We start from the raw sequence: 15,975 nt of genomic DNA on the forward strand, positions 1-15,975 counted from the left end.
AGCTTCATCTATATTCCTGTTGTCTGTGTTTTGCTTACGCTTAATCGGTAAAAACTCGTCTGTAAGCCGCAGAGGATCTACCATCCATAACAAAGATGGATACCGTCCATAATCCCTTTAAAAGTGAATTGCTAAAATTATTATCAGGGAGATACCCAATGAAAAATGCATGGAAATTGTTGTTGACTCTCATGTTTAGTGCAAGCGTGGTTGCCTGTTCCAGTGGGGCTGGCCCCCAGTATGAAACCTTGCCGTCAAGCATGGCTGTCAGCAGCGCTGTTAAACCAATGGCTCCCGTAGGGCGCTCTGCCAGTGATGCCATTTCGCCGCAGGATCTGCTGGAAATCGAGGTTTTCAAAGTGCCTGATTTGTCCAAGGAAGTCCGGGTTGATGAGGGTGGTAATATTACCCTGCCACTGGTTGGCACTGTGCGTGCGGCAGGTCTTAGCCCGTCCAAACTGGAAAGCCTTATCGCCAGCCGTCTGGAAAAAGACTACATGAATAACCCGCAGGTTAACGTGCTGGTCAAGGAATCCAACAGCAACAACATTACTGTGGGTGGCGCAGTCAACACGCCAGGCATTTACCCTCTGACTGGGGATGTGACTGTAACTCAGGCCATTGCGATGGCGCAGGGTACCAACCGCCTTGCCGTCAAGGACAGGATTACCCTGACACGTAATGGCAAACCGTGGACTGTACCCTTGGAAGCCATCAACCAGGGTAAGGTAGAAGATCCGCTGGTTCTGGCTGGTGACAAGATTTTTGTACCTACCTCTGGAACCAAGGAAGCCCTTCAGGACTTCGGTGGCCTGGGCGGTATCCTGTCACCATTCGGTTTGTTGCGTTAATTGACACGGGCAAATGTGTCGGCAATGGGCAGCTTCGGCTGCCCATTTTTTTAAAGCATCCGCTTAGCTTTTGACGGTTTTGTGCAGATAGGAAAGAATTTCTGCGCGTGCATCAGAGAGCACTGAATCACGGTCGAGGCTATCCAGAATCTGTTGAACAGTCAGTTTTGGCCCCGCATCTCCCCAGGATTTGCCATTGGCCAGCCAGGTTTCAGCAACCCGCCCAACTACCAGTGTGCCATACCAGGCTACTGCACCTTGGGCAGCACCTGTCAGCAGGGTGGAAATGCCACCTGTTCCCAGTTTGAGAGCAGCCGATACCAGATGTACAGCCCATACGGTTCCCATCAGGAGCACCATTTGCGCCAGAATGGTACGAACCAGATCACCGGCTTCATTACGTGAAATGGGCAAACCATACAGTTTGGACAAGTGCATGATCATGCCCGCGTCAATAACTGCAGCAGCAACCAGGTCAGCAACAGGGATGGGATTAAGGGCAACAGCTACCCCTTTGCCCAGACAGTAGAGGCGAATGGTCTTCTCACCCAGTTCCCGCTTGATGGCAAGAATGCGTTGCCCGACTGCACTGCTGAGGTTGCCTGCGAACAGGGAGGCATTGAGAGCTGCTAGGGTTTTGCCTTCCGCCTCCACGATGTCCCACAAGCGAGCCTTAAGCGCACCGACATTGACAGGGCGTTCGCGTACTGTTTCCTTTTCGTCACCGTTTTCATCCACATAAATGACTGTTTGGCGGTTGGTCTGGGCGATGGTGAAAATGATGTTTTCCGGGGTAATGATGCCTTGGGTGCGGTTACGCAGGACGCTGCGTAACTGGCGTTGTTCGTCTTCAGTGTAACGGTCTGCCTTGTTGACAACCAGCAGGGTGGGGCGATGGGTGGCAGTGACGATTTTCAGTGCTTGAAACTCGACATCCGTCAAATCGCTGTCGATCACAAACAGGAGCAGGTCGGCACGGTTGGCGACTTCATGCGCCATTTTTTCGCGAGCTTCACCGTCAATTTCATTGATGCCGGGGGTGTCGATCAGGAAGATGCCACCATCGGCGTATTCTTCCCACTGTTGCATGTTGACGCTACGGGTTTCGCCGTGCAGTACACTGACACTGAATGCCGGTTTGTTCAACAAGGCATTCAGCAGGGAGGACTTGCCAACACTGACCCTGCCAAATACCGCAACATGCAAGTGCCCATGTTCCAGTTTGGCAAGCATCCCCCGGATCTGGGCGTAATCATCCCGCAGGCTGTCACGGATACTGTCTGGGATGCGTGCGTCATCCAACAACTGGCGCAGACTTTCGGTGGCAAGCTGCAAGTGGGTGTCACCGCTGGGCGTGGGTGTTACTTCCAAGCTGGTTTCAGCCGTCGTGTTTGCCCCGATACTGTTCAATAACCAGTCTGGCAAATGTTTTTGTACGTTCTTCCAGATTTCCACTCAGCATCTCCTGAAAAGTGGCAACAGCCGGGGCTGCCTTGAATGCGCCGCGTTGTTCCAGTGTGTGTGCGACCGAATGTCCGAGCGCATCGAAAATGATTCCGTAAGCCACCGCATGAACCAGCCCGCCCGCCACCGTACCGATGCCAGGAAAGGCTTTGAGGGCATTGCCTGCCACTGCCAGCAGTAGCGGAATACTTTTTTGCAGTTGCCCCTGACTGAAGTTCAGGAACTGGTCAATGTCGAGTTGGTTGACGGGAGTGTCATACAGCTTGCAGAGTTCTTGCACCATGCGTGTGCCGATGACGCCTTGAATAAGCAGATCCGTGCCGGGGCTGACCGATGCCAATGCGCCAATAATCGCTTTATGGGTAGAACTGCGCACGATTTTGGCAGCCTGTTGGCGGCGGTATTCGGCACGGGTGCTATCGAGTTTTTCCTGAACCAGATGCAAAACACTGCTGTCCCGCAGGTGGGAAAGTTGTTCCAGGCGGTTATCAATCTCGGTTTGCAAATGTCGTGTTAGGGCAGAAACATCGGTTTTGCGCGGGCGTTGGAGGGTTTCTTCACGCCCATCCGGGTAGACGCGCACGACTTCCTCAACACCGCCGGACTGGATGAACACAACCTGGACAGGTTCTTTGCCTGCTACCCGTGAGCGGATACGTTCTGCCAGTTGCTGCTGTTCGGCATGGCTATACTGGTCGCGTTTGTTGAGGGCAATAACCAGTGGCTTGCCAAACGTTGCCAGTTCTTGAATATCCTGATACTGGCTGCGGTTGAGGTCGGAGTCGGTGACGTACACCACGATTTGTGCACGGATGGCTTCATCACGAGCTGCTTCATCCAGCGTTCCTTCGGCTTCGTTGCGCCCCGGCAGGTCGGTGAGCAGCAAACGGTCGCCTGTCAGGGTTTGCCAGGCATATTCACGGATTTCGCGGGTAGAGCCGCCCTTCAGGCTGATTTCGACCCCGGCTTCCGGCAGTAGGGCCTTGATGATAGATGATTTGCCGGTGCTGACATCGCCGAAAAAGGCAATGTGTACCTGTCCGCTGGCCTTGCGTTCCTGCCAGCGGTCAAGTTCGGTGTGCAGGTCGGTGGTATCCATGCCTGCATCTTCAATCTGGGTAATTTCCGTTTGCAGGGATTCCTCTGAGGGGGGAACCATACGCTTGTTGTTCTGCATGGCTGCTTTGGGTTTGCCTGTAAACAGCAGTTTGAAAATTAACCAGCCACTCAGTAACACCACCAGCACGATCAGGCTGCTATAGAGGTAGAACAGCCACTCAGGCAGTTGTTGCAGGCGATCCCACAGGTCGAGGAAATTTTTGGTCGCAAAAAACAGGAACAGCAGGAATAACAGGGTCATCAGCAAGATGCCACCTGCCAGTAACCAGCGTAAGCGTTGCGTGATTTTCATCGTTTTTGGTGGCGTCCTTATGCTTGTTGCTTCATGGTCTGCATTATCCATTGAATAGATGCGTCTGGGAAATATAATGGGGGTTCCTGCTTTCTCAATGGGCAAAAAAGCGTGATAAAACCACTGTTCACCTTTCGCTACAGCGTCATCGCGCTAACATTGTTCTGGTTGGGGCTGTTTGTGCTGGTTCCACATGTGCTGGTATTGATTGTCAGTGTGCTGTCACCAGACCCGCAACATCTGGTGGTATGGCCGCTGACACTGGATTCCTGGGCACGCCTGTTTGACCCCCTGTATCTGGAAGTGTTCTGGTATAGCTTGTGGTTGTCAGGTCTGACCACGCTCATTTGTTTGTTGCTCGGGTATCCGTTTGCGTGGGTGTTGGCGCAACTGCCTGCGTGGTGGCGCGGGGTGCTGCTGTTTTTGATGATTGTGCCATTCTGGACTAACAGCCTGATCCGTACTTACGCCATCAAGTTGAGCTTGGGTAACAAGGGTGTAGTGAACAGCTTGCTGGTGGGGTTGGGGATTACCGATGAGCCGGTGGAATTATTGTATACGCCTTTTGCGGTGGTGTTCGGGCTGGTGTATGTGTTGCTGCCGTTCATGGTGCTGCCGCTAGTGGCAAGTTTTGACAAGCTCGACAAACACCTGCTAGAGGCGGCACGCGATCTGGGAGCAGGGTGGTGGCAGCGTTTCAGGCATGTGGTGTTGCCGCTGACCATGCCGGGGGTGATTGCTGGTTGCCTGATTGTATTCCTGCCTGCGATGGGGATGTTTTATGTATCGGATTTGCTGGGCGGGGCAAAAAACCTGTTGCTGGGCAATATTATCCGTAACCAGTTCATGGTGGTGCATGACTGGCCTTTCGGTGCTGCCCTGAGTGTGGCGCTGATTATGCTGATGGCAATGCTGCTGTGGTTGTATTTTGCTGCCAATCGGCGGATCAACCGGCAAGGGGGGCTGGATGATGACGGGATTTAATCGGAAGTTTTTCCAATGGAGCTTCATCACGGCCATTTTCGCCTGGCTTTACCTGCCCATTGTCCTGCTAGTGGTCAATTCCTTCAACGATTCAAAATATGGTCATGAGTGGAAAGGCTTTACATGGAAATGGTATGAAAAGTTATTTGAAAATGAAGCGCTTGTACAGGCATTTCTGAATTCGCTACTGATTGCTGGTTTAGCAGCTACCGTTGCCACCATCATTGGTACACTGATGGCACTGGCAATCCACCGTTACCGTTTTCCGCTGAAAGGCACTGCCAGTGGCATGTTGTTTGTGGTGATGATGTCGCCGGATATTGTGCTGGCAATTACCTTTTTGGTGGTGTTCATTGCGCTGGGCATCCAGTTGGGGTTCTGGTCGCTGCTGATTGCCCACATCACGTTTTGCCTGCCATTTGTGGTGATCACTGTCTATGCGCAACTCAAGGGCTTCGACAAGCATCTGCTGGAAGCCGCACAGGATTTGGGAGCCAGCGAAAGCCGTATCTTCCGCCTCATTATTCTGCCACTGGTGTTTCCCGCCATCATTGCTGGCTGGTTGTTGAGCTTTACCCTGTCACTGGATGATGTAATCATCAGTTCGTTTGTTACTGGCCCCAGCTTTGAAATCCTGCCGATCCGGGTGTTTTCGATGGTCAAGGTCGGTGTTTCACCCGAAGTGAATGTGCTGGCAACCCTGTTGCTGATCATTTCCTTGTTGCTTGTCACCCTATCAACCTTGCTGCTCAGGAGAAAATACTGATCATGAAATTGCCTTCCCTACTTGCTACCTTGCTCGTGGCTGCTGCAACCTCTCTGTATGCCGAGGAAAAAGTGGTCGTTTACAACTGGGCGGAATACATTTCCGAAGACTCGCTGGCAGCCTTTACCCAAGAAACCGGTATCAAGGTGGAATATTCCACTTATGACAACAACGAAACCATGTATTCCAAGCTCAAGCTGCAACAAGGCAAGGGTTATGACATCGTGGTTCCTTCCACCTATCTGGTGTCGAAAATGCGGGCAGAGGGTTTGCTTCAGGAAATTGACCACAAGAAGCTCACCAACTTGCCCAACCTCTCCATCAGCCTGATGAACAAGGATTATGATCCCGGCAACAAGTACAGTATCCCTTACCTGTGGGGTAGTACCGGTATTGCCGTCAACAGCAAGGAAATTGATCCTGCCACTATCAAGGGCTGGGCAGATTTGTGGGATTCTAAATGGCAGGGAAAACTGCTGCTGATAGACGATTTGCGCGAAGTGTTCCACATGGCACTGAAAAAGAATGGTTACTCCACCAATACCACCAACCCGGATGAACTCAAGACAGCTTACGAAGACCTGCAAAAGCTGATGCCCAATGTGCGCGTGTTCAATGCTGATTCGCCCCGACAGCCTTATTTGTCGGGTGATGTCAATCTTGGCATGATCTGGAGTGGGGAACTCATCATGGCGCAACAGGAAAACCCCGACATCCAGTACATCTTCCCGCAGGAGGGAGCTGGATTCTGGGTAGACAGTTTTTCCATCCCTGCCGGTGCAGAAAATGTTGAAAATGCGCATAAATTTATCGACTACATGCTACGTGCCGATGTAGGTAAAAAAGTGGTGGAAGAACTGGGCTACAGCACACCCAATGGTGAAGTGCGTAATCTGCTTGATGGCAAATACCTGAATAATAAAGTTATTTTCCCGCCTGCTGAGGCGGTTGATAAAGGTGAATTCCAGAAAGACGTGGGTGAAGCAATGAAGCTTTACAATGAATACTGGGAAAAGCTAAAAGCTGGAAAATAATACTGTGGCTGGTAGGGGCGGTGTATGAACCGCCCCTATTAATTCTCGACGGCCTTGAACGCCGCATCCAGCGTTTGCCAGGTATTTACGAAATGACAAAATAAATCTGCTGTCTTTTCAGCGTCATACACGGCTGAATGAGCTGATTCGCTATCCCAGCCCATGCCTGCCATCTGTACCACCCGTGCCAATACGGTTTGTCCGTAGACCACTGCCCCCAAGGTAACGGTGTCCAGCGTACTGAAAGGGTGGAATGGATTGCGGCTGGCTTTTACCCGGTCAGATGCAGCGTGGACAAAATTCAAGTCAAACGGCGCATTATGCCCCACCAGAATGGCGCGGTTGCAGCGGTTGATCTTTACTTCCTTGCGTACTACCCGGAAAAACTCTTCCATTGCCTTGGGTTCAGGAACTGCCATGCGCAATGGGCTGAATGGCTTGATGCCATTCACTTCCAGCGATTTGGGATCCATATTGGCATTGGGGAACGGCTCGATATGCCAATTGAAGGTACGGTGGCGCGACAGCTCACCTTTTTCATCAATGCGCAGGATCACGGCTGCCAATTCCAGCAACGCATCCTTGCGGCAATCAAAGCCTCCGGTTTCCACATCCACCACCACGGGCAAAAAGCCCCGGAAGCGTCCGGCGATAGGGGTTATTTCTATATCATCAGTCATGGCGAGAGAGCTTAGCGGAACTGGCAGCAAATAGACAGAAAACTTTTATCAAAACATTTTAATCAAATAAGTATTTGATATTTAAGTTTTAAATTTATAGTTCATTTTATTTTTGAATATAGTGCCTCGATATGCTACAGTCAGGCGGTCTCGCTCGGGAGGAACGCTGCGGGATACCACGGTTAAAGAGCAGGAAAATAGCGGAGGAGAAATGAATAACAAGCCACAAGATATTGATTATCAAGAAACAAAAGAATGGATGGAGTCGCTTGAGGCAGTCATCGAGCAAGAAGGTGTGGAACGCGCCCACTTCCTGCTGGAAGAGCTGATTGCCACTTCCCGGCAAAGCGGAGCTAATCTGCCGTTTTCTGCCAATACTGCGTATATCAATACGATTCCGCCACATAAAGAAAGTTATACTCCCGGCAATCCTGCAATTGAAGCCCGTTTGCGCTCTTACATCCGCTGGAATGCGGCGGCGATGGTGGTACGTGCCAACCGCGAAAGCCCGGAATTAGGCGGACACATTGCCACTTTCGCCTCGGCTGCTACTCTGTATGACGTGGGCATGAACCATTTCTGGCACGCACCTTCCCCACAGCATGGTGGCGACTTGCTGTACATACAAGGCCACGCCGCACCGGGCATGTATGCACGTTCCTTCCTCGAAGGCCGCTTTACCGAAGCTGACCTGGACAATTTTCGTCAGGAAGCTGATGGCGGTGGCTTGTCATCCTACCCGCATCCGTGGTTGATGCCGGATTACTGGCAGTTTCCTACCGTGTCGATGGGTTTGGGACCAATCAAGTCGATCTACCAAGCCCGTTTCATGAAATACCTCCAGGATCGCAAGCTGGCGGATACCGCCAACCGCAAGGTGTGGGCGTTTGTGGGGGACGGTGAAACCGACGAACCGGAAACCCTTGGGGCGATTTCCCTCGGCGGGCGTGAAAAGCTCGACAATCTCGTGTGGGTAGTCAACTGCAACCTGCAACGGCTGGATGGCCCAGTACGTGGCAATGGTAAGATCGTGCAGGAACTAGAGGCGGTATTCCGGGGTGCTGGCTGGAATGTTATCAAGGTGCTGTGGGGTTCATACTGGGATCCACTGCTGGCGATGGACAAGGACGGCTTGCTCAAGCAACGCATGATGGAAGCGGTCGATGGCGAGTACCAGAACTACAAATCCAAAGACGGCAAGTTTGTCCGTGAACATTTCTTCGGTAAATACCCCGAACTGAAGGAAATGGTTGCCAAAATGAGTGATGCCGACATCTGGCGTCTGAACCGTGGTGGTCATGACCCGCACAAGGTTTACGCGGCTTACCACGCTGCCGTGAACCACACTGGGCAGCCGACCGTTATCCTTGCCCACACCGTGAAGGGCTACGGCATGGGTTCAGCGGGAGAAGGGCAAAACCGTACCCACTCACAGAAAAAACTCTCCGGCGAGGAAATGATCGCCTACAAAAACCGTTTCAATATCCCGCTCAACGATGAAGATGCTGCCGCTGCCAAATACTACCGCCCCGACCCGAATGGCGAAGAAATGCAATATTTGCTGGAACGCCGTAAAGCCTTGGGTGGTTTCCTGCCACAGCGCCAAACCCACGCTACCCCGCTGAAAGTGCCGGATTTGTCAATTTTCCAAAGCCTGCTGGAAAGTACGGGCGACCGTGAAATGTCGACCACGATGGTATTCGTGCGTCTGCTGACCCTGTTGGCTCGTGACAAAAACATGGGGCGCAATGTTGTCCCCATCGTGCCGGATGAAGCACGCACGTTCGGCATGGAAGGTATGTTCCGCCAAATGGGTATTTACTCCTCGGTCGGGCAGTTGTACGAGCCGCAGGATAAGGATCAGGTCATGTTCTACAAGGAGGACAAGTCCGGCCAGATTCTGGAAGAGGGTATCAACGAGGCGGGCGCATTTTCCTCGTGGATCGCGGCAGCAACCGCCTACAGCACCCACGGCGTTAACATGGTGCCGTTCTACATCTACTACTCGATGTTCGGTTTCCAGCGTATTGGCGACTTAGCATGGGCGGCGGGCGATTGCCGGGCGCGTGGATTCCTGATTGGTGGCACGGCAGGGCGTACCACGTTGGCGGGCGAAGGCTTGCAGCATCAGGATGGTCACGGCTTGATTCAGGCAGGCTTGATTCCCAACTGTATTTCCTATGACCCGACCTTTTCTTATGAAATGGCGGTCATCATCCAGAATGGCCTGAAACGGATGTATCAGGATCAGGAGGATGTGTACTACTACATCACCGCGATGAACGAAAATTATACCCACCCGGCAATGCCCGCAGGCTGCGAAGACGGCATTGTGAAGGGGATGTACCTGTTCAGCGGTGGCGGCAAAAAGCGCAAGAAAGTGCAGTTGCTCGGTTCTGGCACTATCCTGCGCGAAGTCATCGCCGCAGCGGAAATGCTCGACAAGGAATGGGGCGTGGATGCGAACGTGTGGAGCGTGACCAGCTTCAACGAAGTCGCCCGCGAAGCCCGCGACATCGACCGATGGAATATGTTACACCCGCTGGAAGACGCCAAAGTGCCTTACGTCACCCAAGTGATGAAAGGGCAACGCGGGCCTGCGATTGCTGCCACCGACTACATCCGCCAATACGCCGACCAAATCCGTGCGTGGCTGCCAATGCCTTACACCGTGCTGGGAACAGATGGTTTCGGGCGTAGCGATACCCGTGCCCAGTTGCGTAAACATTTCGAGGTCAACCGTCACTACATCGTGATTGCCGCACTGAAAGCACTGGTGGATGAGAAATCCCTGCCAGCAGCCGATCTGGTGAAAGCGATGGAAAAATACGGCATCAACCCCGAAAAACCCAACCCACGTCTGGCATAAGGAGGGCACGTTATGGCAATCCAGGAAATTTTTGTGCCAGACATTGGCAGCTTCAAAGATGTCGAAGTCATTGAAGTGTTGGTAAGCGTCGGCGACACCATTGCGGTGGAAGACTCGCTGATGACGATTGAATCCGACAAGGCATCGATGGAAATCCCGTCGTCTGCGGCGGGTGTGGTCAAAGAATTGAAGGTCAAGGTCGGGGATCGGGTGTCGGAAGGGAGTTTGATGTTGGTGTTGGATGTGACGGACACTTCGACTACGCTCAGTGACCGTAGCGCAGTTCCGCCCTCGAACCCTGCGCCTGCCCGTTCCCTGAGCGAAGCCGAAGGGAACACACAGCCTGCACCCAAACCTGAATCTCGCCCGCAACCCGCACAATCGCCCACAGCGGCGGTACAAGCCGACCTGAAAAATGTCGATTTCAGCAAAGCCTACGCCACCCCGTCAGTACGCAAGTTCGCCCGCGAACTCGGCGTAGACCTCAACAAGGTGACAGGTTCAGGGCGCAAGAAACGCATTACCCAAGAAGACGTGAAAGGCTACGTCAAAGACGTGATGAGCCTTGGCGGTGTGCCGGGTAAGGCGGCTTCCGGCGGCAATACGCTGGGTGTAGCACCGATGCCGGACATCGACTTCAGCCAATGGGGTGAAATCGAAACCGTTGTACTGTCACGCATCAACAAGCTGACGGGGGAATTCCTGCACCGTAACTGGGTACACATTCCACACGTGACCCAATTCGACCAAGCCGACATCACCGATCTGGAAGCCTTCCGCAAGCAGTTGAACGAGGAAAACGCCAAGTCCGGGATGAAGATCACCCCGCTGGTATTCATTATGAAAGCCGTGGTGGCTGGCTTGAAGGCTTACCCACGCTTCAATGCCTCGCTGGATGCCAAGGGGGAAAACCTGATCCGTAAACACTACTACCACATCGGGGTGGCGGTGGATACGCCGGATGGCTTGGTGGTTCCCGTTATTCGTGACGTGGACAAAAAATCCATCATGCAGCTTTCCGAAGAGCTGAAAGAAGTCTCTGCCAAAGCACGTGACAAAAAGCTGAAACCTGCCGATATGCAGGGCGGTTGCTTCTCGATTTCCAGCCTCGGCGGGATTGGCGGCACGAAATTCACCCCGATTGTGAACGCGCCGGAAGTGGCGATTTTGGGTGTGTCCAAATCCGAGATGCAGCCCGTCTGGAATGGCAAGGAATTCGCGCCGCGCCTGATGTTGCCGCTGTCACTGTCCTACGATCATCGCGTGATCGACGGGGCGGATGGCGCACGTTTCACCACTTACCTCGCCAAAATGCTGGGTGACATTCGGAGGCTGCTGGTATGAGCCAATTAATCGAAGTCAAAGTCCCTGACATTGGCAGCTTCAAGGATGTGGAAGTCATCGAAGTGCTGGTGGACGTGGGTTTCCAGATTGAAGTCGAAGAGTCGCTGATTACGATTGAATCGGACAAGGCGTCGATGGAAATCCCCAGTTCGCTGGCTGGTACGGTCAAGCAGATGCTGGTGAAGAAAGGGGATCGGGTGTCGGAAGGGACGCCGTTGCTGGTGTTGGAAGTGGGGGAAGCACAAGACTCCCCCCCATCCCAGCCTTCCCCCGCAAGGGGGGAAGGAGCAGGAGACACTTCGCCCAATTCTTCCGTCTTGTCCCCTTCCCCCCTTGCGGGGGAAGGGTTAGGGATGGGGGGAATTGAAACCGAAGTCGTCGTCTTAGGCTCTGGCCCTGGCGGCTACACCGCCGCCTTCCGCGCCGCTGACCTTGGCAAGAAAGTGGTGCTGATTGAGCGTTACGCCAATATCGGTGGGGTGTGCCTGAATGTCGGCTGCATTCCGTCGAAAGCCTTGTTGCACACGGCAGAAGTGATTGAAGAAGCCAAAGCTTTCGCCAAACACGGCGTAAAATTCGGTGAGCCAGACATCGACATCGACGCAGTACGCGCCCACAAAGATGGTGTAGTCAGCAAACTGACGGGCGGGTTGAAGGCACTGGCAAAGCAACGCAAAGTGACGGTTGTGCAAGGTTACGGGCGTTTCACTTCTGCCAACACCATTGAAGTGGAAGCAAACGATGGCAGCAAGCAAACCGTGAAATTTGCCAATTGCATTATCGCGGCGGGTTCGCGTGTCACCAAATTGCCCTTCATCCCTTGGGCTGACCCGCGTGTGATGGATTCCACCGACGCACTGGCGTTGCAGGAAATTCCGAAGCGGATGCTAGTGGTCGGCGGTGGCATTATCGGGCTGGAAATGGCAACGGTTTACCACGCTTTGGGTAGCAAAATCACGGTGGTGGAACTTTCCCCCGGACTGATGCCCGGTGCTGACCGCGATATTGTGAAGCCGCTCCACAACCAGATTAAAGGGCAATACGAAGCCATTTACCTCAACACCAAAGTCACGGCGATTGAGCCGACGGCGGCTGGCTTGGTGTGTACGTTTGAAGGCAAGGGTGCGCCGGAAAAGGACACCTTTGACCGTGTGCTGGTCGCGATTGGGCGCAGCCCCAACGGTGGTTTGATTGATGCTGGCAAGGCAGGTGTATTCGTTGATGCTCGAGGCTTCATTCCGGTCGACAAGCAAATGCGTACCAATGTACCGCACATTTTCGCCATCGGTGACATCGTGGGGCAGCCGATGCTGGCACACAAAGCCACCCACGAAGGCAAAGTGGCAGCGGAAGTGATTGCCGGGCATAAGGCATTTTTCGACGCAAAAACCATCCCGTCGGTCGCCTACACCAGCCCGGAAGTGGCATGGATGGGCAAGACCGAAGAGCAGTGCAAAGCCGAAGGTATTGCTTATGAAAAAGGCAGTTTCCCTTGGGCAGCCAGCGGACGCGCCCTGTCGATGGATGCCAGCAACGGTGTGACCAAGGTACTGTTTGACAAGGAAAGCGGGCAACTGATTGGTGCAGGCATCGCAGGCAAGAATGCCGGGGAACTGATTGCCGAAGCCGTGCTGGCACTGGAAATGGGCGCGGATGCGCATGACATCGGCTTGACTATCCACCCGCACCCGACGCTTTCCGAAACGCTGAACTTTGCGGCGGAAGTGGCAGAAGGGACGTGTACGGATATTTACGCGCCGAAGAAGTAGGATTTCATGTTTGACTCCTCACGAAAGTGAGAAACCGGTTGGCGACCCGCCTGAACAACGGGTCGCTTTTTTTTGCTACCATAGCGCGTATGGAAAAACCGACTCTCCCCCTGATTGACTGCCGTCCTGTTGCTGCGTACTGCCTTGGTCATATTGCAGATGCCAGTTCCATCCCCGCTGATGAAATGGCGCAACGTATGCACGAACTGCCCAAAACCACCCAGCCTATTGCCTTGTGCGGCGATGCTACCAGCCTGTGTGTAGCCAGTGAGTTTCTCACCCGCAAAGGCTATCAGGTAGTAGCGCAAACCGAATGGACACCACGATTGATGGAGGCTTTACAGACGCAAGGCAGGTTGGCAATGGGGATGAATTCCCCCAGTTTGTGGCAACCTGCGCCGCTGCTGGAGCGTTTCGTCACCGAAATTGTTCCTGCCCATGCCATTATTCCCGGCAAGGGGCTGGACATCGGCTGTGGTTCGGGGCGAGACATGGTGTACCTTGCTATCCACGGTTGGGAAATGACCGGCATCGACTACCTCGAGGGCGCATTGCAACGTGCTGAGGCGTTGGCTTCTCGTCAGCAGGTCAGTATCCGTACCGAATGCCGCGATCTGGAAACCGGTGATGACCCTTTTGCCGACCATGCTGATGCCAGTATTGACCTGATTTGTGTTGCCCGCTACCTGCATCGCCCACTGTTTGCTTGGATGAAACGTCTTCTCAAACCCGGTGGCATCGTTATCTACCAGACGTTTATGCAGGGTTGTGAGCAAACTGCTATTGGTCGTCCGCGAAAACCTGCTTTCTTGCTCAGGCCGGGCGAACTGGCACAACAATTTGCCGGGGCGGAGATTCTGCTGGATGCGGTGGAAATGCTGGATGATGGGCGTCCGGTTTCTGCCTTCGTTTGCCGTTGGTATGGGTCATAGGAAAATTTTCGGGTTAACCCCGTGAATCTTGTTGCATTTTCCTAATTTTTAAAACCCCATAAGCCTTTGATTAAACTAAACTCCAAGGTGCTGTTTTGATAAACCATCAAGGGGTTGTTCTATGGATAATAATCGCTCATGTTGCTGTGGCGCATTGCCACCTGTTTGGTGGTGGCTGCTAACCTTGCTGGGTTTGCCACTGTTGTATTTCATGATGATCAATGCCCGACAGGGCGACATTGAAACCGATCTTGCTGCTCGTAGCGCTGCCGGGTTGAAAGTCGCAGGCATGAATTGGGCTAAAGTGAGTCTGACTGGACGCGGACGTGATGTGCTATTGGAAGGGGTAGCAGCTTCTGAAGCTGAACGTGACAAGGCCATCAAGCTCGCGCAGGGGATTTATGGTGTACGTGACGTGCAAAGCCTGATCAATGTTTCTGCTAGGTCTGCTACGCCTGCTGTGCCAGTTCCTGCGACTGCCTCTGTACAGGCAAACGCTCCTGCCGCCCCAGTGATGCCAGTGGCTCCTGCTGCACCAGTTGCGTCGACATCTCCTGTTGCTCCTGTCACACCGGTTGCACCAGCAACCCCGCCCGTAGTGGCTGTCAATAAATCTGAACCTGTGCCAGCGCAAGTACCACCGGTGGCTACTACCAAACCAGTGCCTTCTGCTGAGGAAAAGGCTGTGCAGAATTGCCAACAGCAATTGAACGATGCCATGAAAGGTAAAACCATTTTGTTTGAAACCAATAAGGCTGTGATTCGGCAAGACAGTGTAGCGTTACTGGATTCTCTGGTTGGTATTGTTTCCACCTGCAAAAGTGTCATTGCTGGTCGAGGTATCCAGATCAGTGGGCATACCGATAATGTGGGTAATGATGCTTACAACCAGAAACTGAGCGAACAGCGTGCTGGTGCGGTCAAGAATTACTTTGTGCAGAAGGGGATGGATACAGCACTAGTTAACAGTGTGGGTTATGGTGAAAGCCGACCAGTTGCATCCAATGACAACGAAGCGGGGCGATCGCAGAATCGTAGAATCACCTTTGATATTAACCCGGAATAAGGAGAACCTTATGTGGTACTTGTTTTCAGAATTGTTCATGTGGCTCCTGTTGGTGTTCATTTTTGGTCTGGTGATGGGCTGGTTTGCAAATTCAGGGAAAGAGGGTTAAATCATGACGATGTTTTTGATTCAGGCTTTGTTGTGGCTATTGGTTGCCTTCCTGTTGGGATATGGGATTGGCCGTTTTCTGAAAGGGCTGTTTTGCCAGCAGCGGCAGGATCACGAACGTGATGTGAGTGTGCCTGCCTCACTGAAACCTGCCCAGACAGTTGCAGTGGCAAGCGGGACGGCGGCAGCCGTTGCAACCCTTGCCCAAGTACGTGAAAAACTGAATGCCAATGCTGATTTGCCGGATGTATCTGTCCAGGCTCCAAGGGTTGATTTGCCTGAGGTGGCGGTGGCTGCTCCTGAAGTTGCACTGTCTGTGCCTGAAGTCACAGGACAGGCCGTGCCTGACATCAATGTGCAATTGCCTGACGTGGAAGGTATTGATGTGCCAGAAGTCGACCTGCCTGACATGATGTTACAGGCTCCGGCGCTGGATGTTGATTTGCCTGTCGTTGATGTGGATGTTCCAACGGTTGAGGTTGGGTTGCCAGAGGTCGATGTCACGCTTCCTGCTGTTGAGGTCAGTTTGCCTGATGTTCCTGTCGATTTGCCGGAAGCCAGCGTGGTTGATACAGGGCTGGATTGGTTGGATGCTGCCAAGGCTGCGGTTATTGCAGGTGGTGCGGGGTTGGTTGCCAAGGCTGGCTCGATGCTGGACTTCGACAGTATTGACCCGCACAAGCCGATTGGTATTGAC

The 15,975-nt window shown here is 53.1% G+C and carries 13 protein-coding genes; 10 read left to right on the forward strand and 3 right to left on the reverse strand.

Annotation, left to right across the window (positions count from 1 at the left end):
* Positions 1-158 precede the first annotated feature (158 nt).
* Positions 159-851 carry a polysaccharide biosynthesis/export family protein gene (locus B2U47_RS02005; RefSeq protein ID WP_296683183.1) on the forward strand — a complete coding sequence of 231 codons (693 nt, stop codon included), beginning with the start codon at positions 159-161 and terminating at the stop codon, positions 849-851.
* Between the two features lie 63 nt (positions 852-914).
* Here the strand turns inward: B2U47_RS02005 and B2U47_RS02010 are convergent, their stop codons facing one another.
* The gene (locus tag B2U47_RS02010) at positions 915-2,306 is read right to left on the reverse strand and encodes a GTP-binding protein (RefSeq protein ID WP_296683178.1); all 1,392 of its coding nucleotides are present in this window, start codon (positions 2,304-2,306) and stop codon (positions 915-917) included.
* Positions 2,230-3,726 carry a GTPase gene (locus B2U47_RS02015; RefSeq protein WP_296683175.1) on the reverse strand — a complete coding sequence of 499 codons (1,497 nt, stop codon included), beginning with the start codon at positions 3,724-3,726 and terminating at the stop codon, positions 2,230-2,232. Before B2U47_RS02015 ends, B2U47_RS02010 begins: the two co-directional genes overlap by 77 nt.
* A 111-nt stretch (positions 3,727-3,837) precedes the next feature.
* Between B2U47_RS02015 and potB the strand changes: the two genes are divergently transcribed.
* The 3 genes from potB to B2U47_RS02030 are packed head-to-tail and all read left to right on the forward strand — an operon-like array spanning position 3,838 to position 6,510.
* Positions 3,838-4,710 carry a spermidine/putrescine ABC transporter permease PotB gene (potB, locus tag B2U47_RS02020; RefSeq protein ID WP_296683172.1) on the forward strand — a complete coding sequence of 291 codons (873 nt, stop codon included), beginning with the start codon at positions 3,838-3,840 and terminating at the stop codon, positions 4,708-4,710.
* Positions 4,694-5,476, forward strand: a complete 783-nt coding sequence (gene potC, locus B2U47_RS02025) for a spermidine/putrescine ABC transporter permease PotC (protein ID WP_296683169.1) — start codon at positions 4,694-4,696, stop codon at positions 5,474-5,476. Before potB ends, potC begins: the two co-directional genes overlap by 17 nt.
* 2 nt (positions 5,477-5,478) lie before the next feature.
* Positions 5,479-6,510, forward strand: a complete 1,032-nt coding sequence (locus B2U47_RS02030) for an extracellular solute-binding protein (RefSeq protein WP_296683167.1) — start codon at positions 5,479-5,481, stop codon at positions 6,508-6,510.
* 38 nt (positions 6,511-6,548) lie between these two features.
* On the opposite strand, the gene rnt is transcribed toward B2U47_RS02030, so the two are convergent.
* Entirely contained in the window at positions 6,549-7,190 is a 642-nt protein-coding gene (rnt, locus tag B2U47_RS02035; RefSeq protein ID WP_296683164.1) for a ribonuclease T, read from the reverse strand.
* A gap of 211 nt (positions 7,191-7,401) precedes the next feature.
* Between rnt and aceE the strand changes: the two genes are divergently transcribed.
* The 6 genes from aceE to B2U47_RS02065 all read left to right on the forward strand — a co-directional run.
* Positions 7,402-10,059, forward strand: coding sequence for a pyruvate dehydrogenase (acetyl-transferring), homodimeric type (aceE, locus tag B2U47_RS02040; RefSeq protein ID WP_296683160.1), 2,658 nt, complete (start codon positions 7,402-7,404; stop codon positions 10,057-10,059).
* Between the two features lie 12 nt (positions 10,060-10,071).
* The gene (gene aceF, locus B2U47_RS02045) at positions 10,072-11,403 is read left to right on the forward strand and encodes a dihydrolipoyllysine-residue acetyltransferase (protein WP_296683157.1); all 1,332 of its coding nucleotides are present in this window, start codon (positions 10,072-10,074) and stop codon (positions 11,401-11,403) included.
* A complete protein-coding gene (lpdA, locus tag B2U47_RS02050; protein ID WP_296683154.1) occupies positions 11,400-13,172 on the forward strand; it encodes a dihydrolipoyl dehydrogenase in 1,773 nt (590 codons plus the stop codon). Before aceF ends, lpdA begins: the two co-directional genes overlap by 4 nt.
* An 89-nt stretch (positions 13,173-13,261) precedes the next feature.
* Positions 13,262-14,104: a methyltransferase domain-containing protein gene (locus tag B2U47_RS02055; protein ID WP_296683151.1), complete on the forward strand. Its 843-nt coding sequence runs from the start codon at positions 13,262-13,264 to the stop codon at positions 14,102-14,104.
* A 121-nt stretch (positions 14,105-14,225) separates the two neighbouring features.
* Complete coding sequence (locus B2U47_RS02060; RefSeq protein WP_296683146.1) at positions 14,226-15,170, forward strand: OmpA family protein; 945 nt, start codon at positions 14,226-14,228, stop codon at positions 15,168-15,170.
* A 112-nt stretch (positions 15,171-15,282) separates the two neighbouring features.
* Positions 15,283-15,975 (forward strand): hypothetical protein (locus B2U47_RS02065; RefSeq protein ID WP_296683144.1); only part of this gene is annotated, 693 nt, incomplete at its 3' end.

The sequence above is a fragment of the Thiothrix sp. UBA5583 genome, assembly GCA_002425225.1.
Taxonomy (GTDB): Bacteria; Pseudomonadota; Gammaproteobacteria; order Thiotrichales; family Thiotrichaceae; genus Thiothrix; species Thiothrix moscowensis.